The sequence below is a fragment of the Nocardia vaccinii NBRC 15922 genome (assembly GCF_001613305.1).
GTDB lineage: Bacteria > Actinomycetota > Actinomycetes > Mycobacteriales > Mycobacteriaceae > Nocardia > Nocardia vaccinii.
In genome coordinates, this window is record NZ_BDCC01000049.1 from 22,176 (window position 1) to 47,775 (window position 25,600).

21 protein-coding genes are annotated in these 25,600 nt (G+C 66.7%); 15 read left to right on the forward strand and 6 right to left on the reverse strand.

Annotated features, from left to right (window positions below; all coding sequences use genetic code 11):
• The first annotated feature begins 18 nt into the window (after positions 1 to 18).
• From NV1_RS27540 to NV1_RS27560, 5 genes are all read left to right on the forward strand, one after another.
• A complete protein-coding gene (locus tag NV1_RS27540) occupies positions 19 to 624 on the forward strand; it encodes a TetR/AcrR family transcriptional regulator (RefSeq protein WP_169813417.1) in 606 nt (201 codons plus the stop codon).
• Positions 625 to 851: 227 nt separating this feature from the next.
• Positions 852 to 2,528 carry a flavin-containing monooxygenase gene (locus NV1_RS27545; protein WP_067897510.1) on the forward strand — a complete coding sequence of 559 codons (1,677 nt, stop codon included), beginning with the start codon at positions 852 to 854 and terminating at the stop codon, positions 2,526 to 2,528.
• Positions 2,519 to 3,328, forward strand: a complete 810-nt coding sequence (locus tag NV1_RS27550; protein ID WP_067897513.1) for an SDR family NAD(P)-dependent oxidoreductase — start codon at positions 2,519 to 2,521, stop codon at positions 3,326 to 3,328. Before NV1_RS27545 ends, NV1_RS27550 begins: the two co-directional genes overlap by 10 nt.
• Entirely contained in the window at positions 3,325 to 3,798 is a 474-nt protein-coding gene (locus NV1_RS27555) for a hypothetical protein (protein ID WP_067897516.1), read from the forward strand. The genes NV1_RS27550 and NV1_RS27555 overlap by 4 nt, the downstream gene beginning before the upstream one ends.
• 37 nt (positions 3,799 to 3,835) lie before the next feature.
• The gene (locus NV1_RS27560; protein ID WP_067897682.1) at positions 3,836 to 4,840 is read left to right on the forward strand and encodes an SMP-30/gluconolactonase/LRE family protein; all 1,005 of its coding nucleotides are present in this window, start codon (positions 3,836 to 3,838) and stop codon (positions 4,838 to 4,840) included.
• Positions 4,841 to 4,894: 54 nt separating this feature from the next.
• Here the strand turns inward: NV1_RS27560 and NV1_RS27565 are convergent, their stop codons facing one another.
• On the reverse strand, positions 4,895 to 6,496 hold the full coding sequence (locus NV1_RS27565) for an NAD-binding protein (protein ID WP_245713956.1): 1,602 nt from the start codon (positions 6,494 to 6,496) through the stop codon (positions 4,895 to 4,897).
• A 798-nt stretch (positions 6,497 to 7,294) separates the two neighbouring features.
• On the opposite strand from NV1_RS27565, the gene NV1_RS42515 reads away from it, so the two are divergent.
• A complete protein-coding gene (locus NV1_RS42515) occupies positions 7,295 to 7,741 on the forward strand; it encodes a CD225/dispanin family protein (RefSeq protein WP_084525831.1) in 447 nt (148 codons plus the stop codon).
• A 96-nt stretch (positions 7,742 to 7,837) separates the two neighbouring features.
• Here the strand turns inward: NV1_RS42515 and NV1_RS27575 are convergent, their stop codons facing one another.
• The 4 genes from NV1_RS27575 to NV1_RS27590 form a co-directional block, all read right to left on the reverse strand.
• A complete protein-coding gene (locus NV1_RS27575) occupies positions 7,838 to 8,653 on the reverse strand; it encodes a TIR domain-containing protein (protein ID WP_067897526.1) in 816 nt (271 codons plus the stop codon).
• Between the two features lie 312 nt (positions 8,654 to 8,965).
• Complete coding sequence (locus NV1_RS27580) at positions 8,966 to 9,856, reverse strand: phosphate/phosphite/phosphonate ABC transporter substrate-binding protein (protein ID WP_067897529.1); 891 nt, start codon at positions 9,854 to 9,856, stop codon at positions 8,966 to 8,968.
• A 161-nt stretch (positions 9,857 to 10,017) separates the two neighbouring features.
• Positions 10,018 to 10,818, reverse strand: a complete 801-nt coding sequence (locus tag NV1_RS27585; protein WP_067897532.1) for a hypothetical protein — start codon at positions 10,816 to 10,818, stop codon at positions 10,018 to 10,020.
• Positions 10,819 to 10,820: 2 nt separating this feature from the next.
• Complete coding sequence (locus NV1_RS27590) at positions 10,821 to 11,363, reverse strand: lipoprotein LpqH (RefSeq protein WP_067897534.1); 543 nt, start codon at positions 11,361 to 11,363, stop codon at positions 10,821 to 10,823.
• A gap of 160 nt (positions 11,364 to 11,523) precedes the next feature.
• Between NV1_RS27590 and NV1_RS27595 the strand changes: the two genes are divergently transcribed.
• The 5 genes from NV1_RS27595 (at position 11,524) to NV1_RS27615 (ending at position 17,752) form a co-directional block, all read left to right on the forward strand.
• The gene (locus NV1_RS27595; protein ID WP_067897538.1) at positions 11,524 to 12,837 is read left to right on the forward strand and encodes a hypothetical protein; all 1,314 of its coding nucleotides are present in this window, start codon (positions 11,524 to 11,526) and stop codon (positions 12,835 to 12,837) included.
• Positions 12,837 to 13,898 carry a hypothetical protein gene (locus tag NV1_RS27600; RefSeq protein WP_067897541.1) on the forward strand — a complete coding sequence of 354 codons (1,062 nt, stop codon included), beginning with the start codon at positions 12,837 to 12,839 and terminating at the stop codon, positions 13,896 to 13,898. Before NV1_RS27595 ends, NV1_RS27600 begins: the two co-directional genes overlap by 1 nt.
• 185 nt (positions 13,899 to 14,083) lie before the next feature.
• Positions 14,084 to 15,631 carry a tetratricopeptide repeat protein gene (locus NV1_RS27605; protein WP_084525833.1) on the forward strand — a complete coding sequence of 516 codons (1,548 nt, stop codon included), beginning with the start codon at positions 14,084 to 14,086 and terminating at the stop codon, positions 15,629 to 15,631.
• Positions 15,632 to 15,741: 110 nt separating this feature from the next.
• Entirely contained in the window at positions 15,742 to 16,971 is a 1,230-nt protein-coding gene (locus NV1_RS27610) for a CHAT domain-containing protein (RefSeq protein WP_067897688.1), read from the forward strand.
• A 130-nt stretch (positions 16,972 to 17,101) separates the two neighbouring features.
• Complete coding sequence (locus tag NV1_RS27615) at positions 17,102 to 17,752, forward strand: hypothetical protein (protein WP_084525834.1); 651 nt, start codon at positions 17,102 to 17,104, stop codon at positions 17,750 to 17,752.
• Positions 17,753 to 17,898: 146 nt separating this feature from the next.
• Here the strand turns inward: NV1_RS27615 and NV1_RS27620 are convergent, their stop codons facing one another.
• A complete protein-coding gene (locus tag NV1_RS27620) occupies positions 17,899 to 18,810 on the reverse strand; it encodes a hypothetical protein (protein WP_067897544.1) in 912 nt (303 codons plus the stop codon).
• 344 nt (positions 18,811 to 19,154) lie between these two features.
• Between NV1_RS27620 and NV1_RS27625 the strand changes: the two genes are divergently transcribed.
• The 4 genes from NV1_RS27625 to NV1_RS27640 all read left to right on the forward strand — a co-directional run bounded on the left by NV1_RS27625 (position 19,155) and on the right by NV1_RS27640 (position 24,845).
• Positions 19,155 to 20,423, forward strand: a complete 1,269-nt coding sequence (locus tag NV1_RS27625) for an alkaline phosphatase family protein (RefSeq protein WP_218027220.1) — start codon at positions 19,155 to 19,157, stop codon at positions 20,421 to 20,423.
• Positions 20,423 to 21,556, forward strand: coding sequence for an alkaline phosphatase family protein (locus NV1_RS27630; protein WP_084525835.1), 1,134 nt, complete (start codon positions 20,423 to 20,425; stop codon positions 21,554 to 21,556). Before NV1_RS27625 ends, NV1_RS27630 begins: the two co-directional genes overlap by 1 nt.
• A gap of 639 nt (positions 21,557 to 22,195) precedes the next feature.
• Positions 22,196 to 23,839 carry a flavin-containing monooxygenase gene (locus tag NV1_RS27635; protein ID WP_067897547.1) on the forward strand — a complete coding sequence of 548 codons (1,644 nt, stop codon included), beginning with the start codon at positions 22,196 to 22,198 and terminating at the stop codon, positions 23,837 to 23,839.
• 244 nt (positions 23,840 to 24,083) lie between these two features.
• A complete protein-coding gene (locus tag NV1_RS27640) occupies positions 24,084 to 24,845 on the forward strand; it encodes an MFS transporter (RefSeq protein WP_218027221.1) in 762 nt (253 codons plus the stop codon).
• Positions 24,846 to 25,600: the final 755 nt, after the last annotated feature.

Consider the following 25,600-nt stretch of genomic DNA (forward strand, 5'->3'; position numbering starts at 1 on the left):
TGGCCTATGTTGGACGTCATGACCAGTCAGGCCGGGCGACGCGCCGACGCGATAGCGAACCGGGAAGCGATCCTGACCGCTGCCCGAGTCCTGCTGGCCGAGAACCCCAGCGCGAGCCTGACCGCGATCGCCGCCCGCGCCGGTGTCGCTCCGCGCACTCTGTACGGGCACTTCGCAACCCGCGATGACTTGACCCGCGCGCTGGCGACGCGGATCGGGTCGGAGATCACCGCGCATGTCACGGGGATCGAAGACGGTCCGGACGCCTTGACCACCCTGGCCCGGTTCGTCTACGAGACCAGCGCGTTCAACACCCGCCTCTACAGCATGCGCCAGCTGTCCACCGAACCCGGTGCCCGCGAGATCGTCAGCGAGGCAACCGCTTTGATGCGAGAGCGGCTGGTCGACCTGATCGGCTGGGCGCACCGGGACGGGCAACTCGACCGCCAGATCAACACCCCCACCGGGGTGCATCTGGTCGCTGCCATCCAATGGGCGATCTACGATGCGCTGGCCGCGGACACCCTCACCGCGGCCGAAGCCCCGCGAGTCGCGGTGAAATCCGCACTCCGCGCACTCGGCGCCGACCCGCGACAGGTCGTTGCCATCCTCGAAACCATCTGACCGCACCTCGGACCGCAGGTCGGTCGGCGCACATCTCTGCCTGTCAACTTGCATATTGTACTGCAAATAATGCGGGTCATGCCCTGGGCGCACCCGGCCCGAGTGACCCCTCGCTCGGCGACCATCGCCCATTGCTGGAGCGCGCGGGCGGCAGTGCAGCGCGCTCGCCACACTGCCCTCGCGTGCCTCAATCGCACCGAAACATACTGGTGGACAAAGGAATTGAAATGAAGACGATAATCGTTGGCGCGGGGCTCGGCGGTATTGCGGCCGCGGTGGAACTCATGCGCCACGGCTACACCGAGCTGACCCTGCTCGAGTCGGCACCCGACCTGGGCGGTACATGGCACTACAACACCTATCCCGGCGCGGCGTGCGATGTGCCGAGCCACCTGTATTCCTTCTCCTACGCCCAGCGACGAGACTGGTCGCGGATGTGCTCGCCGCAGCAGGAGATCTTGGCCTACATTCGTGAGGTCGCCGCCGAGCACGACGTCGCGGCAAAGGTGGTCACCGGCACCACTGTCACGGCATGTACCTGGAATGAGACGACCTGCCGATGGCATGTGCGCGCAGAGAACGCCGACGGCAATGTCGTGGGCCACCACGCCGATGCGTTGATCATGGCGACCGGGCAGCTCAACCAGCCCGCCATCCCCGCCTTCCCCGGCGCGGACACCTTCGCGGGCACCGCTTTCCACTCCGCGCGCTGGGATCACGACTTCGACGTACGCGGCAAGCGTGTCGCGGTGATCGGCAGCGGCGCCAGCGCCGTGCAGATCGTTCCCGCGATCGCCGACCAGGTCGACAAGCTCAGCGTGTTTCAGCGCACCGGCAACTGGTTCATGCCGCGCCGCAACGAACCGTACGCTGCGCCGGTGCGATGGGCGATGCGCCGCTCACCCGCTATCGCCCGTGCCTGGCGGTGGCTGATCTTCCAGTACATGGAGACACTGACGGCCTCCATCCACCATCCCAACACATTTGGCCTGTTCAACCGCGCCATCTCGTATGTCTTCATGCGATCGCAGTTGCGCGACAGCGATATTCGCGCGAAGGCGTGGCCGGACTACTCGTTCGGATGCAAACGGATCCTGTTCAGTTCGGCGTTCCTGCCCGCCCTGCAGAAACCGAACGTCGAGCTCGTCACCGACGCGATCGAGCAGATCACTCCCGCCGGTATCCGCACCGGAGACGGCCGCGAGCACGAATTCGACGCCATCGTCTATGCCACCGGATTTCGTACCAACGACTTCATGCTCCCCATGGCGGTCACCGGCGTGGGTGGGAGGACCCTCGCGCGATCATGGGCTGACGGCGCGCACGCCTACCTGGGGATCTCGGTGCCTGCGTTCCCGTCGATGTTTCTGATGTACGGGCCCAACACCAACTCCTCGGGTGGATCTGTCATCCACTTCCTCGAGGCCCAGGCCCGTTTCATCCGCACGGCGCTCGACCACATCGCGGCCCGGGACGCGGTAGCTGTGGATGTGCGTGCCGAGGTCGAGTCCCGCGCGGACTACCAGGTGCAGCAGCAGTTCGCGGGAACCACATGGACACAGTGCAATTCGTGGTATCGCGCCGACAACGGCCGCATCGTGGCGAACTGGCCGGGCTATATGCGCGAGTACACCGCCCTGACCCGCCACATCGACGCCGACGACTACAACCTCATTCCCGGACCGAGCACGCCGGTCGGCGACTCGATAACCACCACAACCGGCGTGGACCTCATGGCGCAGAACAGCGAGCGACCCACCGCGAGAAAGCGACGGACGGCGCCGAGGCCCGCCGCTGCTACCGACCCGAACGGCAACGGAGCCGAGGACGCCGGCACCGGGTCGGCCGCGGCACATACGAAGACCGTCGGCGTGAGCGGGGAGGGAACATCGACATGCGGATAGCCGAGTCGCTGGCCGTGGTCACCGGAGCGTCGTCGGGAATCGGCGCGGCAACGGCCGAACGCCTTGCCCGCGAGGGTGCTCGGGTCGTCCTCGTCGCGCGCCGCAAGACCCGGATCGACACGGTCGTCGACGACATCGTCCAGGGCGGTGGGGTTGCCGCGGGCATCGCCGCCGACCTGACTGTCGTCGAGGATGTCGACCGCGTGGCCGATTACGTCCTGACCAACTTCGGTGTGCCGGACATCGTGATCAACAACGCCGGTGCGGGACGGTTCCTCTCCATCGATGAAACCACCGCCGAGCAAGCAGTCCAGATGATGGCCGCGCCCTATTTCGCCGCGTTCTTCACCACCCGCGCGTTCATCTCCCAGATGCTCGCCCGCGGTACCGGAACGATCCTGATGGTCAACACCCCGGTGTCGGTGATGCCCTGGCCCGGCGCGGTCGGATACGCCTCGGCCAGGTACGCGCTGCGCGGATTCACCGAATCACTGCGACAGGACCTGCGCGGCACCGGAATTCACGTCAGCTCGGTCACCCCGACAAAGGTGCACAGCGACTACTTCGTCAACAACCCGGGCTCCGAGGACCGCATCCCCGGGATCGAGGCGATCGTCGGGTCGACCACCCCCGACCGCGTCGCCGCGGTCATCTGCCGGGCACTGGCCACCAACGCCACCGACGTCCACACCCCGTGGCGATGGCGGCTGGTGCAACCGCTGGCTCGCGCCTTCCCGCAACCGTTCCACTGGCTGGCCGCGGCAACCGCGCCCAGCCCGAACAAGGAGACCGCACAATGACCACCAAATCCACTGTCTCCGAGCATTCCTCGCTGCACGAACTGACCACCGCCTTCGCGAACGCCCGTCATCCGCGGCTGTCCGATCTACTGGGCGCTCACGACGGCAGCTTCGCCGGACCGTTGTGGCTGCGGCTCCCGGCGCCACTGCTTCTGGCCGCGACCGGCATGGCCGGATGGTGTGGCAAATCGTTCCAGAACACTCGGGACGCGCATGTGATCGCCGGGCACAACCTGGCCCGCCGCGGCGGCCGCATCGTGGAATCGATACCCATCACCGCGCAGATCGCTCGCGCCCGCAGCGATAACGGCCCGGCGCTGATCGTCAGTTACCCGCCTGATGCCGCCTGGCCATGGCGGCATGTCACCGACGAGTTGCGGCCGGTGGACGACCACACGCTGCTGGGCCTCACCTATGGCATCCCCGCGACGCCGCCGGCAGGTGCGCCCTTCCTGCTCCGTCGCCACTGACATCGCTTGTCCGACAAAGTAATCCGAAGGAGCTATGATGGCCGTCAAGCCGAAGATCACCCCGCAACGCTGGAACCCCCCGGTCGCCGTCACCGACCGACCCGCTCTGCCATTGACCAACCTGACGGTCCACCCGCTGCCCGGCCCCGCGCCCGAGGACGTCCTGCCCGGCGACCACGGCACCCTGCTGACCGGCCTCGAGGACGGGCGCGTCATCGAATACGATCCAGCGACCCGCGAACACCGGCTGATCGCCGATACCGGCGGACGTCCGCTCGGGTTGGCCTGGCACCCCGACGGCAGCCTCGTGATCTGCGACGCGGTCCGCGGACTCCTGCGCTACCACGATCACCGCCTCGACACTCTGGTCTCGGGGCACCAGGGGCAGCCGTTCACCTTCTGCAGCAACGCCATCGTCGCCGAAGACGGCACCATCTACTTCAGTCACGCCAGCTCGAAGTTCCGGCTCGACACCTGGACCGGCGACATCCTCGAACACCGTCCAACCGGCCGTCTGTTCCGCTACAGCACAGACGGTGAGCTCGACCTGATGCTCGACGGGCTCGGGTTCGCCAACGGTGTCACCCTCTCAGCGGACGAATCCTCCCTCATCGTCGCCCAAACCATCAGCTACGACGTGCTCGAGCTGGATCTGACCGGCCCCACCCAAGGACAGGCGAGGCGCTTCGGCGACCCGATGCCCGGATTTCCCGACAACATTTCCACCAGCGCCGACGGCGATATCTGGGTCAGCATCGTGGCACCCCGCGTGCCGTTCGTCGATGCCCTTCTGCCCCGAAACCCGCTGTGGCGCAAGCTGCTGTGGGCACTACCCGAACGGCTACAACCACAGGGCGAGAGGCCCATCGCGGTACGTGTTCTCGACAAAGCCGGTGTCACGCGCTACGACTTCGGCGGCACCCACTCCGACTTCGGCAACCCCACCGCAGTCTGGCAACTCGGCGACAGAGTCTGGCTTGCCGGGATCCGCAGCAATGCTCTGGCCTGCTTCGACGCCCCTGGGTTCGATCGGTCCTGCTGATCCGGGGTGGCAGATAGGGCGAACGGCGCGAGCAGAGTTGTCGAATTGGCTGGATCAGCTCTTGGGTAGTCGGATGACCTGCAGTCCGGCTGCGGCCAGGAAGACCGGGATGTCGCGAACGAAGATGCGATCGTACTCGGCGATGTCGGGGGGCAGGTCGGCGAAGGGCACCAGATATGGCGTCGTCTGCTGCTGCGGGTCCCTGGGGCCGGGCCGCCAGCCCGCTGCCGAGCGCTCGCGCATCCAGCGGTCGTGCTCGGCGATGGCCAGCCGTTCGACTTCCGCATCGCTGAACGTGAAATCGGCTGCGGCCCAGTCCCGCAACGGAGCGATCGCACAGCCGATGCTGGCCAGCTTGACCGCGATATCGCGGGCCTGCGCGCGGTTGGACTCCTTGCGTGATTCGTCCAATTCGTCCCAGGGGGGTGCGGGCTTCCCACCGGCGAGCTGCCGGTACCGGGAATGGATCGCCACCGCGATTGCGTGAAACGATCCGCTCTGTAGCAGCTCGGTGGTGCAGGTGCGCTGGAGTGTAGGGAACACGTCCAGTCTCGTCGGCGCGTTGCCGGTGTTCACCTCGTTGATCAACCTGCTGACCCCCTGCCTGCGCGACAGCGCCACCACCACCGGCACGGTTGGATCGAGTTCCTGGCGCAGCATGAAGGCGGTCTCCAGCGCGTCCTCGTCGCGGTAGGCCGTCACATAGCCACGCGTCAGCGGCGGCATACCGGCTTGCGCGTAGCGCACTGTCAGGTCCCGTACATCGGCCACCGCCGGAGCGGCGCAGACGAACCGACACACCCGCGTCAGGGCCGGGTACTGCCCGACCAGCGAACCGAGACGCTGCTCTGCGTGGGTGTCGAGGACCGTGACCGATAATGGGGTAATTGCGGCGTTTCTATCGCGCTTTCGACATTGGACATACCAGTTGCGCGCCGCATGGACCAGCAGCCAACCCCCGGTGGTATCCAGATCACTGATCAGCACATGCGGATGCTGAGGTCCGGCCTCGTCGATGGGGAAATCATCGAGCAACAGCCGGGCACCGATCTCGTCGAGGTTGAAAAAATCCAGCGACGCAGAGCCATCCGCCAAGTTGGCCTCCTGAACCCGCAATATCCCGCACAGCTGCGGGTCGCCGATGCGGGCCAGGCACCTCAGCTCGCCGCCGCGCCGTCCCGCCGCAACCTGCCTCGCGACAACGACGGTCTCGGCGTTCACCGCATCGTTGGGGGACACCGCCAGCAGCCGATCGGCCCGGCGCACGCCTGCCGCGCGCAGGTTGCGGGCCAGCTGCGCGTCGCCCACGATCACCGGGATGCGTAACCGGCGGCACAGCTCGATGTGCGGATTGGTTCGATCCGACTCGATGACCACGGCCGCGACGTGGTCCTTTTGTAGATGGCGCAGGAACTCGGCGCCGACATAGCCGACACCACAGACCACGACATGCCCGCGCATCAGCGGAATCCGCATCTGCAGCACCCGATCTCGAAACAGTGCCGCCAGCGCGCTCAGCGCAGCGAAACTGGCCACCACCGGCGCCAGAAAACGGGCCACCTCCAGTGTGATCGGCAGCCGAGGCTCGTCCGGGGCGGTGAAGAAGAACAGCTCCAGGCTGTGAAACACGACATCCGACGGAGTCGGGTCACGCAAGCAGGAACACCTGGCGAACCCAGCGCAGCCCAGCCCGAACGCGGCCACCGCGGCCACCGCCAGCAAGCACCACCGGAAATCGCCCAGAACACGCGCCAGCGATCGTGCGAACCTCGCGGGAGAGCCCACGCTGACCGGTCGAGTCGGGTGCGCGGTCGTTGCCATACGGTCCTCCCCGGCGTTCCTCCCTGGTCTGTCCTCGGTGTTATCCAGTAGATGCCTCCCCGGCCCTCTCGTGCAGGGCTTTTAGTCCCGAGTACGTGGATGAGGACGACCTGGCCGTTTGCGGTACCGACCATGCGCGCGGCGCCGTCAATGGCTCCAGCGGCCACCGTTTGGGCCATCGCATCGCCGGGCCGGATACGCTGCCTGCGTGGCTTTGGTCTTCGTCGCCAGGGGCAACCGACCATCTGGCCTCGACGGTTCGACAGAGGAGCAAGCAACACTCTCCGATGCCGTGCTTCTTTTATGGCAGGGGCTATGGCGGCGGTCGTTGTCGGCCTGGATTACGAATGATCTGCAGCGCTGTCAGGGGCTCGAATGGGGATAGCAATTGTTGGTGGGAAACGCATTGAGCTATATAATGATGCCGATCCGTACGCGGCATTCGGTGGTTGACCAAGGTGTGCCCGATAGAGGTATTTGGTCCCTTCATCGGCTGTAGTCGATTTGTCATTGTGAGGGTGGAGCCGCGGGACGGGGAGCGCGGAATATCAAGGGCATTATGGGCCCACGGCGAGCCTGGCCACCGACGTGGTCTGTGCGGAGAAAGGGCACACTGGAACGGAAGGAGTGCATATGTCTGGACCCAGCAATCCCGGAAGCGATGGGCCTGAGGAGCGCACACCGAAGTATCCACCACCGCAGTATCCGCCGTCTCCCCCGCAGCAGGAGTTCCAACAGCCACCGCAGTCGAATTATCAACAGCCGCGGCCCGTACAGCCGCAGTATCAACAGCCGGGATATCAGCAGCCGCAATACGGACAGCGTGCTGGTACTGCCAGCGCTTACTGGCCGATATCGATCATTTCGTTTCTGATGTCATGCCTCATCGGCGGCGTCGCCCTGTATTTTTCCTACCAGGTCGGGGAAAAGAACAGGGTCGGCGATACGGAGGGGGCGGCCAGGGCGTCTCGTACGGCGCTTATCGTCGGAATCGTCGGAATAGTGCTCGGTGCGCTGGGACTCATCCTCGTTGTGAGCCTGGGCGGGAGCGGGGGCGGGAGCGGTGGTGGTGGTTATTAGTCGACAAGGCACGCCTGATCACTCGTGCGCGACGATCGAAAAACCGCCTGCCGAATCTTGACACCGCGGGGCGCGCTACCATCAGCCGAGAGTACGCTAGGGGTCCACGGATTCGATGCCACCGTCTGCGACATGGTCTGACCAGTTGCGCTCGAACCAGCGCCATTCATGTCTGCCGGATGGATCAGGATACCAACCCGGCGGAGGATGCGGCGGTTCGCGGTCCGTCTCACCGCGGTGCGGCGGTGGTTCGGGCGGTGGTTGCGGATCGGCCGATGCCAGCAGATCGGCAAGTCTGCGATCCACATCGACATACAAGTCCTTTCGCTTCCTGAACATGTTCAGCACGTAGCGGCCGCCCCGGCACTCCTCGGCATCAGCCGCACGAAGCGCCGGCTCCAATTGGACGAGCACCTGGCGCTGCTGCTCATGGGACAAGTCGTCGGGCTGAGCAACCTGTTCGACCAGTTCGGAGAGGTACGACAGCGGGGCCGGTGGGGGCTCGGGTAGCGGCTCGGGCAGTGGCGGTGCAGCCGGAAGATTTCCCAGGGCGCCGGCCAGCGCCAACGCTGCTTCTTTCGAGGTGGAGTAGGCGATAATCTGACACATCGCCAACGCGCGCGGGAGCGCGTCGGGCTGTCGCCCCACCGACAGCGGCAATATTGGCTTATTCAGCGCTGACGCCCACTCCAGCTCACGTTTACAGGCGACAGAGCTCGCCGTTTCCTCGGAGACGACCGCTACAAACACGTCGGAGTCTGCGATGCGCTGTACGATTTCGCCCCACCAGGTTTGCCCGCCGCGCAGCGACGAATCGACCCAAGCCTGATACCCCAACGCGTCGAGGTCCCGGATCAGCGCTTGGACATCCGGTTTGTTCTCGCGCGCATATGAAATGAACAGTTGTCGCATACGGCCTCCCGCACAAATATCTGCCTCTCCAGTCATCATGCGCTGCTGTCCGGTGGAAGCTGGGACACGGGCGATGACAAACTCGCCACCACGGCGTCGACAACTCGATGTCCGGATACGCCATGAACGATGGTGCCCGCACTTATCCCACCATTCGGCCGGTTCGACCCTACGCCGTTTCCGCAGGGGTAAGCCACGATCGTTCGGCGAGTCGAGTCAGGGGCTTCACACAGTGCCTCTCGCCACCGCCCGGCGCTTCCTCCGAATTCGGCTTTTTTCGCACAACCGCAACACGAACCGGGGCCCGGCCGGTTATATGCCGAGGACATCGGCCTCCGACAGCCCCAGACTTTCCTCCAGGCTCCTCATCGAGGCTTCGATACTCTTGTACTTCTCATGCGTCGCGGGGCCCAGTCCATCAGCACCCCAGAAGGTTTTCAGGGCGTTCTTGACGTTGGGCAGTTTCTGCACGGCGAGTAGCGCGTTCTCGATCTGTCCGCGCAGCGAGTCGTCGGAGACGATCAGAGCGATCGGGTCACTGGCTATATCCCTGCGGCCGATACAGTGCATGACCTGCTGGGCATCATTGAACCCGTCCTGTCGGGACAGATCGGTAATCGCCCCGTTGTGACCGGCACCGACATCGGCCTGTCCTTCGTAGACCGCGCGTGCGACCAGGTCGTGGCCGCCGAAGAACTCGATCCTGCGAAAGCGGGTGAGTGGATGAATATTGTTGTCTTTGAGTAATGCTGCATTCACCAGGAAATTCGAGGTGGAGAACGAATCGCCGAATCCTATGATTGGACGCTGCTGCAGCGGCTGCGCGCACTTCCTGCGAAGCTCGTCGAAATTGGATACGCCGATGCGGTGATGCGCATAGATCTGTGCGAAGTAGGTGTCACCTAAATTCTCATCGATCGTGCGGAGCGCAATGGCGCCCACGTCGACCGCTGGATTGTGACGGCGTGCGTAGATGTATGACGAGGGTTTCATGAGCGCAATCTCGCATTGCGCATCAGAAGCCATTCTCGTCTGGTCCGGCACGGAAGCGACCGGAAGGACGGGAACCGTATAATCGCGACCTGTGGCGTCGCGTAGCTCCTTCTGTAGTGCGGCTGCGAACTCCTCGACAGCATCGCGCACGTCGTCCGCCGGGCAATACTGGGTTATATCGGGATAGTAGGAAAGGCGTAATTCAGTCATAGCAACTCCTTCCCGCCGCAATCGGTGTCTCGCCAGGTGTGGAGCTGTATTCGATAGTACCCGCCGGCGGTTCTGGATTGAACCGACCGGCGTCGGATGGGTCGAATCGGCCGCATCGAAACCGCCGCGGCCCGGACCGCGGCGGTTTCTGGTGTGCCGGTTCAGGATTCGACCGGTAGCGCCAGGACGACGTCCTCCTCCGCGCCGGGTAGGTAGTGCACCTGGACGACCCGGCCGATCTGGACGAGCTCGACGCCGGCGGACGGCACGAACTTCTCGGTGTGAGTGCTGAAGGTGCTGCCGTCGGGTCGGGTCACCGCCAGACCCAGTACGACCTTGGCGTAGCCGTCGCGGATCTCGCCGGGAACCGACAGCGACTGGACGACAGCCTGGGCGGCGATGCCCCGGGCGGCGATGTCGAGCTTGCCGCGGCTGGTCAGGCCACGCCGAATCATGTTCTCGTTCAACGCATTCTGCATCGCCGCGCGGTCACCGGACCGATCGATCTCGACCCTGTCGGTACGGCCCGGGACGTATCGGACCGGCAGCACGACCCCGGGTCGCAGCAGTGCGAGCTCGGTGAGTGGGACGATGATCGCGGCCTGGGAATCGAAGGTGTCGCCATCGGCGCCCTGGACGCTCAGTTCCAGGCGGATCTGCGGCTGGTCGTTGATGGTGACTCCGGTCTGACGGACCGATGTCACGGTCGCGATCCCGACCGGACCGTCGCGAAATTCCGCGCTGTTTCGCCCGGTGAAGGCCTGCGCGATACCCTCACCGCTGAACGCGAACACGATCGGAACGACGGTGATCGCAATTATCGGCAGCGCCATCTGCCAGCCGACCCACCCGAAGGCGCCGCCGTCGAGGCCGTCGGAGCGGTACGTCAACCCGTGCCAGAGGTAGTACCCGACAGCCGCGACGGCGGCGATGAGCACGAGCGCCCGAACCCTCCTGGTCATGATCAGCCTCCGATCACGGTCGGGCAGGCGAAGGTGATGTCGAACTTCGAGGACTTCGCTTCCGCGAGGGGGTTGCCCGGGTCCGGGGTGCCGACGCCCTCGCCGGTGACGTGGAAGGTGTTGCCGCTCTTGACGAGCGACGCCGATCCACCCGGTGCGCCCTTGCCGAATCCGATGGCGTACGGCAGCCCCGACGAACCGCCCTTACTCCCGGTGATGCCTACCGCCTGCACGGTGTTGCCGCCGGTGACGGTGGCGCTCACCGCAAGATTGCCGTAGGCCGCATTGCCGGTATCGGTCAACGCGAGCGCGAGCAGGCCGCCCTGGTGCGCGCAGGTGGTCGTGAAATTGCCGGAGACCGGCTTGCCGTCAACGGACAGCGCCGAGGCGCCCGGGTTCGCGGACGGTGCGGATGTGGCCGGCGTCGGGGATGCCGCCGCGGGGGATGGGGACTTCGATGAACTGCTGCAGCCGGTCAGGGCCAGGGCCAGTGCCGCGGTGGCGGCGACGGCGGCGGTGCACAGACGAAAGGGGTTGGTGCTCATGGGATTTTCCTTCGGGTCGGGTGCGGCTCGCGGGTGGCGGAGCCGATGGGGAAAACGTAGGAACGATCACTTCCCTACCGATCCCAGGTTTTCTGGGCGGCGGCGAGTGGAGCAGGGCAGAATCACCGTCTAACCTGAGCAAATGCGACGCCCCCGCGATATGGTGCTGCACGAGGCCTGGCGTGCGCTCGACGGCGTCGAGGCGCTCAGTGGCCCTCAGGGTGGCCCGCTGCGCCGCACCGTCAAGCTGATCCTGGACCCGCTGGTGATCCGCCCGGTCCAGAATCCGTTGTGTGCCGGGCCGATCGTCACGGCCGAGGGTGCGGCCGAGGTGATCACCCTGGTGCACGCGGCGGCGCCGCTGCTGCGGGCCACCGCCGAATGGTTCACCCTGCTCAAGCAGGTCCGGCGGGGGTTGCGGATCACCGACGGCAACCCACAGGACCTGTACTTCCAGCGCTGCTTCGAGCTCGCGACGGCTACCGGTGCGCCGGATCGGTTGCGGGACGGCGAGATCGCCGAGACGACGCTGCTGGAGCTGCACGGGTTCGCGGCCGGGCGCACCACCCGGGCGCTACGGGAGTACCTGACCGAGCCGGACCGCGCCCGGGAGCTGACCGACCTCATCCGGCTGGCGTGGCTGCGCCGGCCGTTGCAGGACGGTGCACGCGGGGACCGAACAGCTCAACTCGCCGCGCTGCTCGACGCCTGTGCCGCCGCACGGGGGCGGCCCCTGCGCGACGGCGGGCGTTCCGCGCTCGCCGAGCTGCTGGCCGCGCACGCCGGAACCCATTCCGGAATCCGGTTGTGGTTCGCCGAAACCACACCTAGCGCACAGCATCTCGGGCTGACCGAATATCCGGCGCCGGCACCGCCGCCGTTGGGCTCGACCGCATCCACGGCCACCTTGGCCAGACCGTTCGATCGTTCGATCTACGAGCGAGTCTTCACCGTCCTGCGGGCCGACCTCGATCGGGCCGATCTGCCGACCGTTCCCGACCTGGTAGAGGCGGAGATCGCGCGCAGCTGTGCACCCTGGGCGTTACTGGACGAGTCTCTGCGGCTGGCCGCCGCGGCGGGGGCGGTCCTGGCTGTGGGGCTGCGTCCTCTCGGTGCGGATCCGATGACCGATACGGCCGCGCAGCGGGTGATCAACGGGCGCTGGCGGCGTGAGGCGTATGTGCTGCAGGCCCGCCGGCTCGCGGTGCGGCCGTCGGAGGAGCCCGACGGTCCGTTGGCCGCCGTCGCCGCCGACCTGAGCACACCCTGGCGGCCCTATCTGCGCCGGTTGTGGGTTCGGCTGCACGGCCGCGATGTCCGCGAGCTCGCGCTGCCGGACGGAGGCGAACTCTGGGATGTGCTCGACGGAGTGGCCAGGTCCGTGATGCTCGATCACCGGATGCGGGTCAAGCAGGCGCTCAGCACGAGTTCCGCAGGCGCCGCGCCGGATTCGGCCGAATCGAGGGCGAGCTGATGACTGATCCGATCATCGTGCGCGGCGGCCCCGGGGGCACACTGTTCGTCGGCCCCGAAACCGCACCGGTGCTGGGGGAGGGCGCCGCGCCACTGGATACCGCGGTGCTGGAGGTGCGCGGCGGACATCTCGTGTGGAGCGTGCTTGCCGGGCAACTGTTTCCGGCAGCGGTCATCGACGATGCGGACGCCGCGCAGGAGTGGATATGGGCGGTGTTCGGCGCGCGGATCGCGCTGGCCGTGGCCGATTTCGACGGCACGCCAACGGAGTTCGTGCCCGAACCCGCCCTGCCCGCACTGGTTGGGCGGGTACGCAAACTCGGCTATGCGCACTGGGCGGCGCGGTGGTGGCCCGCGTCCACCCTGGACGACATACCCCCGCTCGACGAGCGGCTCGTCGATATCGACATCGCAACGCTCACCAGCGAATGCGACCTCCTCGTCGACGGCGCCGACGCGATCGGCGCGGACACGGACGACGACCTCGCGCCTCGGCCCGGGGCGGACCGCGCCGAGAATCTCGCGCCCCGCGTAGATCGCGCCGAGGATTACGCGCTCGCGGCGGGTCCTGCGGCCGACACCGCGTTCGACGCGCTGATCCTGGCCCGCGGCGTCGGCGGTTGGGACTGGCGCAGGTGCCCGCCCGGCATTGTCGACGCCTCCGAACGAGCGTTGTCCTGGGAGGTCCTGCGGCGGCCGGGCGCGACGGTGTTCCAGGTGTCCGCCGTGGCGGCGCCTCGACCGAATGCCGCTGTGCCGCCGCATTTGTGGCCTCGGGCCCGGCTCCGCAGTCCCGCTGCTACTGCCGTGGCCGAGCTGACCCTGTCCGGCGACGTCTGGACCGGGGCGGCGTTCGCCCCGGATCGTTGGGAATCCGCTGTGACAGTCGAGGTTTATGTGCCCGGCGTCGGCCCCGCCGATAGCGCCGATCCGGGCGATGCGCGAATCCGGCCGCAGCTGAGGGAATTCGCCGCGACCCGGCTCCGCAACGCTGGTCGGACACCCGACGACACCACACTGCTGGCCGAGATCGCGGCCGCCACCACCGATATGGACTTTTGATATGTGTTGCAGGACAACGGATTCACGCCCAGTGTCGCGTCCGCCGACCCGAATCTTGCGAGGTCACCGTGCGGAACCCGGCGACAATTCCGTCGGGATGACCAGGAGCGAGCTCGGTGCACTCGCTGTACTGGCGCCGGGTCGCGGTTCGCAGTGCGATGGCGTCGGAACCAGGAAGCCCTGAGATGGACGAGGCCGCCGGGTCCGCCGGGAGTGATCAGCCGCAGGCCGTGGCCGCTGATTCCGATGGGCGCGATCTCCTGCAGGCCGGTGCCGCCGCCTATCAGGGCGGCGATGCGGCGGGCGCGCTGCGGATCTTCGAAGATGCGGCACAGTCCACCTCGGGCCGAATGCGGTTGGCGGCCATGGTCAATGCGGCGAGCATGGCCGACGAGCTCGGCGAGCACCGCCGCGCGGTGACCTGGTTCCGCACCGCGCTGGCCGAGATGCCCGCCGATGCCGGTGCGATGCGGCCCACCGCCCTGCTCGATATGTCACAGGCGCTGCAACACCTCGGCGATCTGGACGAGGCACAGGCCGCGCTGACGCAGGCGCGATCGCTGCTCACGGACGATCCCGAGCACGGCATGCTGCGGGTGGCCTGCCTGCTGTCGTGCACCGCGGTGGCCATCCATCGCCGGCAATGGGTGCGCGCCGTTGATCTGGCGACCGAATCCCTCGATGCCGCACGGCGTTTCGCGCCGCAACTGGCCGGACATCCGCTGATGAATCTGGCCGCGGCCTACTTCGAGACCGGTCGCGGCGAATTGGCCCTGGACTTCGCGCAGCAGGCGCTCGATGCCTTCGGAGCGGCCCGGGACCACAACGGTGTCGCCGAGACCCAGCAGAACCTCGCGCTCATGCACATCCGATCGGGGCACCCGCAGGAGGCGGAGCCGCTGCTGACGGCGAGCCAGACGTATTTCGAACGGCACGGGCTGGGCCCGCGAGCAGGGATCGGCCTGAAGGCACAGGGTTTCGCCGCTGAGATGCGCGGCGCGGACGCACGAGCGTACGAGCTGTACGGGCGCAGCCTCGCGCAGTTCACCGCCTCGGGCGCGGTGCTGGAGGCCGCTGAGGCGCGCATTCGCGTTGCGACGGCGGCTTTTTCGCTGGGTCGTCACGACGAGGCAGCTCGACTGCTCGGGGAGTCGTTTCGGGTATTCGCCGAGCACGGGCTCGGTTTGCACTGCGCACAGATCGATTTCTGGCATGCGCGGCTGCTCGAATCGACGCTCGACGACGCCCGGTCCGACCCGTACAGACTCGCCGAGGCCCTCCGGCTCGCGGTGCTGTCCGCGCTGGCCATCGACGCCGTGCGCCACACTTTCCGCAGCGGCGAACAACGCCACCGCTGGAACCGCGAACTCGCCGAACCCGCCATGCGGGCCGCATTCCGGCTCGCCTACCTCCGCGGTGACGCCCGGCTCGTCGCCGATCTCATAGAAACCCAATGCGCCGGGGCCACAGTGCGACTCACCGAACAGACACCCGAAAACCCGGCGAGCCGCTGGACGACGCTGGAACCACAGGAACCGCCCGACGCGCTCACCGGGAGCCTGACCCTGGCCGCCGCCTTGGCCGAGGTCGCGGCGGGGGAGGGGATCGCCATCGCTCCGCCGCCGCGCCTGCGGTACGAACCGGGCGGCCGCATCGTCCTGGACGACTACATCACCGAGGCCGAACTCCGGTACGGGCGTCGCATCCGCGACGACCGGATGCTGCCACTGTGACCGAGTGCGGCGAGGGAACCATTGAACACAGCACCATCGGTCGCAGCGGAGCCGAGCGTCGGCGAGGCGCGGCTGTGACCGGCTCGCACCAGCCGACGGTGCTGGTCCGCATGGCCGACGCCGGCGATCACTATGTTTCGTGGCGCTGGCAGGACGACAGCGCGAGCGCGGGGGTGGCGGCGATACCCGAGGCGCAGGTGGGCGAGGCCGTGGCCCGCGTGCGTGCGGCACTGCCCGACCCCTCCGCCGAGCGAATCGAATATGCCCTGACCGCAGGGGCGTTCGCCGGCTACGACGCCGAACACGACCTCGCCCAGGCGTTGTCGCGAACGCTGCTACCGTACGGTCTCGCCGCGCAGCTGTACGACCTGCACATCCGTGGCGTGCGGCCGCACATCAGACTGCAGCCCGCGCCCCGGACGGCGCAGATCCCCTGGGAACTGCTGGCGCCCGATCCGGGCCTGCGCCTGCTCGACATCGCCGATATCAGCCAGCTCGCACCGACCGGCCTGGTTCATGCGCCCGGGCGCACCGCACGATCCTGGACCCAAACCCGGGAACTGCCGGTCGTCGCCGTGCTCGACCCCCGAGTCCCGGGATTCCGCGCGGATTCGGCCCTCGGCTCGGTGCTTGGGCGGATGTCGGCGCACGCGCCGCTCGCCGAGCATATCGGCCGATACCTCACCCGCGATCGCCTGCGACCGGCGGTATCGGATCCCGTGGAGATCTTTCGCCGTGACGACCAGGATCGGGCCTGGCTGGGCGCAGCACTGCGGGCCGGTGCCTCCCGGCTGCTCTATGTCGGCCACGTGACCGCGGCGGCGCCCGAGTCCGGGCGCAGCGAGAACGCGCGCCTGCACCTCGCGTGCACGGCCGACAACCCCGGCTTCGCCACGCCGGAGCGCACCCACAGGCCACTGTCGGCCAAGGATCTCATCCTGGGAAGCCACACCCTCGACGGCGAGCCGCGGACCGGTCCCGAGCTGTGGCCGATTCCGAGCCGCGTGGCGCTGATCGCCTGCGAGAGCGGTGGCGACCTGCGCTTCGGCGAGACGCTCGGCCTGCTGGCCGCCATGATCAACGGTGGCGCCGAACTCGTCACGGTCGGCCGCTGGGCACTTCCCACCGATCTCGCCTATCGGCGCTTCGCGGGCATGGACGCCGACTGCCGCCCGCTGCAGGAGACCGTCTGCGCCATCGATACCGCCCATGAACAGCCCAACCCCATCGCGGCGCTCATGCGATGGCAACGCGAGCGCCTCGCCGCCTGGCGCGAGGAGCGCTCGGTGCGCGATTCCCCGCTGCTGTGGGCGGCGTTCGCCACCGTCACTACCGGTTAGCCAAGTTGGCGCCACGCCGCGTTGCCCTGCGTTCATCCCCGGACTGTGGCACTCGATGCCCGTCGGTGACCCGCGATGAGACAGGCGGGTAACGATGCGATCCGGTGGTGCGAAATCAAGACAGTGATCTGTGGAGATCACGGTAGAGGAACTGACCAGGGGGGACACCATGCGTTGCGCACTGTCCGAGCACGCTCCACGCACCGCCGGCCGACTCGCGCGGCGAACAGGGGCGGGGCTGCTCGCTGTGTTCGCTGGTGCGGCCGTGATCAGCGGATGCTCGGCCTCGTCCCCCTCGTTGTCCCCGGGCACATCGGCGATCTCCGGCACGACGTCGGCCGCCGCCGGTCCGCCCGATACCTCTGGTACGCCTGCCCCGTCCCACGACGAAACGCCGTCGCAGGCCCAGATCACTTCCTCGCAGACAGCAGCCCCGCAGCCGTTCACCTCTGTCCCGGCGACCAGCGCGCAGCAGCCGACGGCGAACCACCCGGCGTCCGGCACTCCTTTTCCTGGTGAGGGACTGACCGCCCAGCAGGCCACCGACCTGCAAGGGTCCGTGGACGGCGGCCACCAGCCGTGGCGCCTGGACCGCGTGCAGGTCGCAAAGTCCTTCGTACAGGGGCGATTCGGCTGGACCAGCGTGCGAACGAGCACCGGTGCGCCGATGGTCGTCTTCGTCACCGATCAGGACGGCAGCAGGGTCGCATTGCACCTCGCCCAACCCGCGACGCAAGGCGACCACGGCATCTGGATCGTCGACAGCGGCGTCTGGAGCTGACCCGGACCATGGACCTGCCGCTGGTCGCTGGGTGGGCCCATCCGGATCCGGACGCCGCGCGCAGCTCGACAATCGATGTGGCCGAGTAGGCGCGGTTCGGCTGCCATCCAGCGCCGATGGCGCTGTGTAGTCGCCACGACCGAAGTTCAGATGCCTAAGTGGCCGCCGAAACTGGTGTGGCCGCCGACCCCGTAGCTGGTGTGGCCGCCGATGGAGGGAGTCGGGCGCGGCGGATCCGGAATCTTTCGAGAGTCGACCCATGAGCCCGGTGTGACCGCGCGCCACCAGGTTTCGAAATCGATGCCATTGGCCTGCTCGGATTCCACACGATCGTGATCGTTCCAGCGCACCGTGTAGCCACCGTAGGTCTTCCGCAGAATCTGCGTGAGTGTGGCGATGGTCATCGTCGAATCGTTCGCGCGGAAAACGTGAACGACCTGGTCGGCTTCATCGACCTCGTAGCGCCAACGAGTTTGCTCGGCCAGCGCGTGGAACTGCTTGTCCCGCTCGGCTTTTCGCTTGAGGGCTGCCCACCTTTGCGCCGCTTGTTCCTGCGCCTGCACCTCCGCTTGCTGTATGCGTGTTGCGATCAGCTCCCGGACGGGCCGATATTCCCCGTCGATATCGTGCAGCTGCTCCCGGAACTCGTCGAACGCCCGCCGCAGCCCCGAGCGGTCGAACCGTCGACGGGCCGCTCGCCAGCCGTACCCCCGTCGCAGACTCGGCCGATCGCCTCCGACGATCCGCAGCCCGAGGTGATGGACAAGCCGTACTTCGGCGGCGCGCAGCGCGTCCTGGGCGGACGCTTGGGCCTGGGACCACCGGGCGAATTCGTCCGCGGTTGCCTGGATCTCGATGCGCGAGGCGCCGGCGGTGTTGGGCCGTTCCCTTGTGAAGGTGGTCCACTCGTTCCCCAGCCAAAAATCCCGGTGTGAGGTGGGCTCGAGTACGTACATCTCGAAAGTCGTCGGACGCGAGTCGAAATTCCCACGCCGCCACTTCTTCGCCAGGACGGGCTCGGGCCGGGAGACGTAGCGGTGCAGCATCACCGAAACCATCGCGATCCTCCCTCACGGGTATCTGTCCACGATAGCGCCGGAACGCCGGGTCCGGTGCTGACCGGGGATCGTTTGCGCCGCAACCCCATTTACCGTCTGCCACATCTGCTTCACTGCAGTGATGGTCACGATCGGTGCCGGGGCCGGGAGGTGGTACCTGAACGTCGTGCCGATCCTGCCGCGCTCGAGGGCCGAACGCGCGAAAGGGCCTTCTGCCCGGAAGAAGGTTCAGGGCGGATTCGGCGTTCGGCCATCAGTGTCTCGTCGTGACCTGTTCATCCAAGGCTCAGCTGTGCGAGTGCCGTGAGACATGCGCAGGAAATCCTCGGAACGATTGTTTCACTGTGACCAATTTTATCGACAGACCGACCAGTCGCCGACAGGTACTCGCCGGCGCTGCCGGACTCGCCGTGGCCGCGGCAGCAGGCACGAACACCGCACGAGCCGACAGTTCACTTCCCGCTCCGGCGAATTCGGGCATCGACCACATCGTCGTGGTCATGATGGAGAACCGATCCTTCGACCACTATCTCGGTTGGCTGCCCGGCGCCAACGGCAACCAGGCCGGGCTGAGCTTCACCGACCGGAACGGCGTCGCGCAGCGGACCTTCCACCTGGCCACCACCCAGGGCTGCCAGTACAACGATCCGGACCACTCCTTCGAGGGTGGCCGGGTCGAATACAACAACGGCGCCTGTGACGGGTGGCTGCGGGCTGGGACGAACGACCTCTTCTCGATCGGCTACTACCTGCCGCAGGACCTGGCTTTCTACAGCAACGCCGCGCCGGCCTGGACGGTGTGCGACAACTACTTCTCCGCCATCATGGCCGAGACCTACCCCAACCGCTTCTATCAGCATGCGGCGCAAACGGATCGGATCCACAACTCGACGACGATCTCGACGCTGCCCACGATCTGGGACCGGCTCGCCGCCGCGGGCGTCAGCGGCCGCTATTACTTCACCGACGTCCCGTTCACCGTTATGTGGGGCACGAAGTACCTGTCGATCAGCCGCCCTTACACGGAGTTCCTCGCTGCCTGCGCGGCCGGCACGCTGCCGTCGGTCTCGTTCATCGACCCGAAGTTTCTCGACGAGGACACCGGCACCTCCGCTGACGACCATCCGCACGCCGACATCCGGGCCGGGCAGGCATTCCTCGATCAGGTGTATCAGGCTGTCACCAAGAGTCCGGCCTGGGGCCGCACCCTGCTGATCATCAACTACGACGAGTGGGGCGGTTTCTTCGATCACGTGCCGCCGCAGACCGCACCGGATGCCAACCCCGCCTGGGGATTGCGTGGATTCCGGGTGCCGTGTCTGGTCATCTCGCCCCGCGCCCGCCGGGGCCACGTCGCGCACAACGTGTACGACCACACCTCGGTGCTCAAGGCGATCGAATGGCGTTGGAACCTCTCGCCGCTGACCCCCCGGGACGCGGCCGCCCGCAATATCGCCGAGGTGCTCGATTTCGGTGCGACGCCGAATTTGTCTGCGCCGCAATGGAATGTGCCGCCATTCCTCGGCGGTGTCTGCGCCCCGTCGGTGGTGGCCGACTTCGAACAGTGGAATGCGCTTCGCGCCCTGGGTAACTCGCTCGGCTGGAGTTTCTGATGATCAGAGCGACTCTGCGACGGCGAATTCCGTTCCGCGGCATCGGATCGCTGGTGGCCGTACTGGGCCTGCTGGCCGGCCTGGCCGTAATCGGTCAGGGTGGCCGGTCGGCGAGTGCAGCTCCGGCGCCGGCCGCACCCGGTCACATCTTCCTCATTCAGCTCGAGAACAAGGGCTACGACGAGACCTGGGGCCCCAGCTCGGCAGCCCCGTATCTGAGCGAGACCCTGCGCTCGCAGGGCGTGCTGTTGTCCCAGTACTACGGCATCGGGCACAACAGCCTCGACAACTACATCGCGCAGTTGTCGGGCCAAGGCCCGAACGCCGAGACTCAGGCCGACTGCCAGATCTACAACAATTTCGCCGGAGCCGGCACCGTGCCACCGGGCCAGGCCGTCGGTCAGGGATGTGTGTATCCGGCATCGGTGCCCACCCTGGCCGGCCAGCTCACCGCATCGGGCCGGAGCTGGAAGGGCTATATGGAGGATATGGGCACGCCGTGCTCGCATCCTGCGCTCGGTACTCGGGATCAGACCCAGAAGGCCACCACGACCAGTCAGTACGCGACTCGGCACAACCCGTTCGTGTACTTCCACCAGATCATCGACTCGCCGGACTGCCAGGCCCGGGACGTGGATCTCAGTGCGCTGAAGACCGATCTGGCAAGTGTGCAGACCACGCCGAACTTCGCCTTCCTCACGCCCGACCTGTGCAACGACGGGCACGACTCGCCGTGTGTGACAGGCGCACCCGGCGGTCTGGCCTCGGCGGACGCGTGGCTGCAGCGGTGGGTGCCGGTGATCACCTCGTCCCCGGCCTTCCAGCAGGACGGTCTGCTGATCATCACCTTCGACGAGTCGGACGGCCCGCAGCAGGACGCCTCCGCGTGCTGTGGTGAAGGCCCCGGGCCGAACGCCGCACTGCCCGGGCTGACCGGTCCGGGAGGCGGCCGGGTCGGCGCCCTGGCCATCTCGCCGAAGTTCATCACCCCCGGAACCTGGAGCGACACGCCGTACAACCACTACTCGCTGCTGGCCAGCCTGGAAGACAAGTTCGGACTGCCACATCTCGGTTACGCCGCCGCGCCCGGCCTGCCGCGATTCGGCACCGACGTCTTCAACCGGCGGAACTGAACCGCGGACGGGGCCGGTCACCCATCCGAGCCCGGCCCCGTCCCCTTATTCGGTAGCTGATCTCCGACAGATCGAAATACTGAGGGCGACTACGTTATTCACCGACTCCTCGACATCGGTGGCGCGCTCGGGGCGAGACGGGCGGTAGGGACGGGCCTGTCTACCGTGTCCTCGGACGTGGGCCCGCCGCGGCCCTCATCGCCGGGTCTCGTCGCGATCGTCATCTGGTCCGGGGTTCCGGCTCGGGTCGTAGCTGGGGGAAGCGGCGCTGCAGCTGTCGACGGCCGGATATTTGCGGGCGGCCGCGAGGCCAGGTCCATCCGGCGAAGTGGAATCCGGCCTGCAATCGACCTGCTCGCGTTTGTGATGTCCGGCAAGCGGCTTCGACAGCGCTGTGCGGAACGACGAACGCGCGCAAGGAGTTTCCGCTAATCTACAACCCGTACCGGTCCGGAGTGCCGAAGCTCGGCAAGCATCCGCGCACCGATGAGTTCGTGACGTCAACCGAGTTGCAGCGACATGTGGGAGGGGACAAGAACTTCTGCGGCGGCATCGCCTACAGCGTCCGACCGCCACATCACGCCCAGCTCTTCCTTCGACCAGGTAACTGACTCGGCACATCGAAAGGCAGGTCCCACGATGACAACGACCTCGGAGCACTCGGCGTTCTCGACCGGGCAGGAGGCTCGCGAGATCGACGCAGTCGTCGTCGGAGCCGGATTCGCCGGCCTCCATATGCTGCACAAGCTGCGCGAACTCGGCCTCTCGGTGCAGGTGTACGAAGCGGGCGGGGGACTCGGCGGCACGTGGTACTGGAACCGCTATCCGGGCGCACGCGTCGACGTGAAGAGCGTGTACTACAACTACTCCTTCGACCCGGAGTTGGAGCAGGAGTGGGAGTGGACGGAGAAGCTGCCGCCACAGCCGGAGTTGCTCCGCTACATCGACCACGTCGCGGATCGTTTCGATCTGCGTAAGGACGTGCGGTTGCAGACCCGGGTCACCGCGGCGGTCTACGACGAGTCCGCCGCGCGGTGGCGGATCACGACCGATCGGGGCGAGGTCGTCTCGGCACGGTTCGCGATCATGGCGACAGGCTGTTTGTCGGTGCCGAAGATGGTGGAAGTTCCGGGCATCGAGACGTTCCGGGGCCGCAGCTTCCACACCGGCAACTGGCCCGGGCAGGAGGTGGACTTCACCGGTCGGCGGGTCGCGGTGATCGGCACCGGTTCCTCTGGGGTGCAGGTTATTCCGCTGGTCGCCGAAGCGGCCGAGCAGCTCACCGTGTTCCAGCGGACCGCGAACTATGTTCTTCCCGCCGGCAATCACCCGATCGATCCCGAATTCCAACGCGGGATCAAGTCTCGCTACCGCGAAGTGCGCAAGGCCAACCGGGAATCGGGCTTCGGCATCGCCCAACCCGAGGCCACCAAGGGTGCGCTCGAGGTGAGCGAAGAGGAACGAAATGCCTTCTACCGCAAGGTATGGGAGGACAAGGACAGCGAACTGGTCAGCATGCTGGTCGGATTCACGGACCTACTCGCCGACGAGGCCGCCAACGAGACCGCCGCCCAGTTCATCCGCGACCGAATCGCCGAGATCGTGACGGATCCGGCTGTCGCCCGGCTACTTCAGCCCGCCGGCCTCTTCGGCGTCAAGCGTCCGGTCCTGGGGACCGACTATTACGAGACCTTCAATCGTCCCAACGTCCGGCTCGTGGATGTTCGCGCGACTCCGCTCACCGGGGTCACCGAGTCCGGACTCGAGACGACGCGGGAGAGTTTCGAGTTCGACGACATCATCTACGCCACCGGATACGACGCGATGACCGGTGCGCTGGATGCGATCGACATTCGCGGCCGGGATGGTGCGTCGCTGCGGGAGAAGTGGGCCGCCGGGCCCGTCACCTACCTCGGTCTCGCCGTCGCGGGCTTTCCGAACCTCTTCACGCTCACGGGCCCGGGTAGCCCCTCGGTCCTGTCGAACATGATGGTGTCCATCGAGCAGCACGTCGACTGGGTGGCGGACGCGATCGATGCGTTGCGGTCCAAGGGCGTCACGACCATGGAGGCCGAGGTCGACGCGGAGCGGGAATGGACCCGACACGTCGACGAAGTCGGCGGTATGACGCTATATCCGAAGGTGGACTCCTGGTATGTGGGATCGAATGTGCCAGGCAAGCCGAGGGTGATGTACGCGTACATCGGCGGCGTCGGAGCATACCGCGAGAAATGCGATCAGGTCGCCGCCGACGACTACGACGGTTTCACTCTGACGCGGTGACCACGGCACTGCCGAGGCGAGGGACGGTGTGCGAAACATCGTCGGCCGCGGGTGCGGCCTGCATCGGCGATGGCGCCGTCACAATCGACCCGGCAAGAAATGGGCACAGGCACAACAGTTTTCGTGATACCGGATTCCGATCGGAGGGACCACCACCCGATCGAACAAGAGCTACGGTAGGTGCATGTACGTTATGCCGCCACAGCGGACCGAGGCGCGGCCGAATGGCGACCGTGCAGGGTGGATGCTGATCGGACCCGGGTTCGCCGCGATCATCGGCCTGGCCTTGCTGACCGCGATCTACCGGACCGACGGAAAGCCGTTGATCCAGTTCGAATTCCACATGTCCGGCCAAGCTGTGCTGCTGACCTGTGTCGTCGCGTACCTGGTCGCGGCGCTGCCCACCGTTGGACTCGGACTTCTGCTCGGGGCACGATTTCCGACAGCGGTGACTCTGCCCGCGGTCGGCCTCATGCTCATCGGCGCCGCAGTGACCGCGTTCGCCGGCAACAGCGCCGTGCTGCTGGCGGGGCGCGTGCTCGATGGGCTCGGCACGGGTGCGGCCGCCGGAGTGATCGCGGTGCTGGTCCATCGGCTCGACGGTCGGCGAGGTATCGCGGCCGCGGTGGTGGCGGCGCTCGGCGTCCTGGCAGCGGTGATCGCACCCGTTATCGGCCAGCTGATTTCGGATATGGCCAGTTTCCGCTTGGTATATCTGGCGGCGGTGCCGTTCTTGCTCGTCGCGCTGATCGTCTGCGCCGTGAGTGGAATCGCCTCTGCCAAACGCCACGTCCACTCGGTTCCCGATGGCACGCCGTATCCAGCGCCGGGGCCTGCTCAATACCCGAATCCGGCTTCCTACGGCATGCCGTATCCGCCGCAGATGCCGCCCCAAGGCCCGAACCCGGTCCCTTACGGTATGCCGTATCCGCCGCAGGTGCCGCCCCAAGGCCCGAATCCGGCTCCCTACGGCGTGCCCTATCCGCCGCAGACGCCTCCCCGCTGAGTCTGGATCTTTCGACCCGGCTGGGCCTTGGGTAGCCGGTAGCCGCTGCTGCCCGGCTCCTCGGGCCGCTCGGCATCAGCCACCGATATCGCTGGCCTATCCTTGGCCCTATCGCCGTGCCGGCCGCACGGGCCCCGCGTGCGCGGCACCGATGCGTTCGCCGTCTGTCCGTAGCTGACCGTCGTTGCGAAGAGGATCCGAATCCTATTGCGCCACAGCAGCCCTCGGTCGGCATCGATCGATCGGCGCGATTCGCGACGACCCCTCGGGGTGGTGTCCCGGAGGCGAATCAGCGACGCGTGGGCTCGATCCTGCGCAGGATGTTCTCCGACCGCCGGATCGAGGCGAGCAGTTCCTCTTCGAACCCGATCGCCCGGTACACCGAACCGGTACGGAGTCCGGCCCGGCAGCGATACTGCTGACGGTTGTGCTCTCGTATCTTCGGCGACGGAATTCGGCCAGTGTGCCCGGATGTGCGACGCGGGTTCACGAAGTTGCCCGGTGGGCAGTTCACTCCTGGGCGGTGATCTGGCCAATACAGCCGTTGGCGCAATTGTGACACCGGCGGCGCTATTCGGTCACCGGCGTTGGCCCCGCCTTCCGAAAACCGGCTGACCAGCGAAAATGTGAACGGGGTCAGCGCGCGACGGCAATTGGTCGATACCGTGCGGTCTGTGATAAACCGGGATACCATCCTCCAAATTACTGAATAAGGTTCTATTCGCGAACCGAGCGGTCGAAGGCCGTAGCAACAA

Bases quoted from the DNA above. Each gene is read 5' to 3' on its own strand.
- NV1_RS27600 (WP_067897541.1), top strand. From the start codon at position 12,837: ATGACTGATCCGATCATCGTGCGCGGCGGCCCCGGGGGCACACTGTTC.
- NV1_RS27560 (WP_067897682.1), top strand. From the start codon at position 3,836: ATGGCCGTCAAGCCGAAGATCACCCCGCAACGCTGGAACCCCCCGGTC.
- NV1_RS27595 (WP_067897538.1), top strand. From the start codon at position 11,524: ATGGTGCTGCACGAGGCCTGGCGTGCGCTCGACGGCGTCGAGGCGCTC.
- NV1_RS27545 (WP_067897510.1), top strand. From the start codon at position 852: ATGAAGACGATAATCGTTGGCGCGGGGCTCGGCGGTATTGCGGCCGCG.
- NV1_RS27550 (WP_067897513.1), top strand. From the start codon at position 2,519: ATGCGGATAGCCGAGTCGCTGGCCGTGGTCACCGGAGCGTCGTCGGGA.
- NV1_RS27640 (WP_218027221.1), top strand. From the start codon at position 24,084: ATGCTGATCGGACCCGGGTTCGCCGCGATCATCGGCCTGGCCTTGCTG.
- NV1_RS27540 (WP_169813417.1), top strand. From the start codon at position 19: ATGACCAGTCAGGCCGGGCGACGCGCCGACGCGATAGCGAACCGGGAA.
- NV1_RS27610 (WP_067897688.1), top strand. From the start codon at position 15,742: ATGGCCGACGCCGGCGATCACTATGTTTCGTGGCGCTGGCAGGACGAC.
- NV1_RS27590 (WP_067897534.1), bottom strand. From the start codon at position 11,363: ATGAGCACCAACCCCTTTCGTCTGTGCACCGCCGCCGTCGCCGCCACC.
- NV1_RS42515 (WP_084525831.1), top strand. From the start codon at position 7,295: ATGTCTGGACCCAGCAATCCCGGAAGCGATGGGCCTGAGGAGCGCACA.
- NV1_RS27630 (WP_084525835.1), top strand. From the start codon at position 20,423: ATGATCAGAGCGACTCTGCGACGGCGAATTCCGTTCCGCGGCATCGGA.
- NV1_RS27620 (WP_067897544.1), bottom strand. From the start codon at position 18,810: ATGGTTTCGGTGATGCTGCACCGCTACGTCTCCCGGCCCGAGCCCGTC.
- NV1_RS27575 (WP_067897526.1), bottom strand. From the start codon at position 8,653: ATGCGACAACTGTTCATTTCATATGCGCGCGAGAACAAACCGGATGTC.
- NV1_RS27555 (WP_067897516.1), top strand. From the start codon at position 3,325: ATGACCACCAAATCCACTGTCTCCGAGCATTCCTCGCTGCACGAACTG.
- NV1_RS27585 (WP_067897532.1), bottom strand. From the start codon at position 10,818: ATGACCAGGAGGGTTCGGGCGCTCGTGCTCATCGCCGCCGTCGCGGCT.
- NV1_RS27580 (WP_067897529.1), bottom strand. From the start codon at position 9,856: ATGACTGAATTACGCCTTTCCTACTATCCCGATATAACCCAGTATTGC.
- NV1_RS27605 (WP_084525833.1), top strand. From the start codon at position 14,084: ATGGACGAGGCCGCCGGGTCCGCCGGGAGTGATCAGCCGCAGGCCGTG.
- NV1_RS27635 (WP_067897547.1), top strand. From the start codon at position 22,196: ATGACAACGACCTCGGAGCACTCGGCGTTCTCGACCGGGCAGGAGGCT.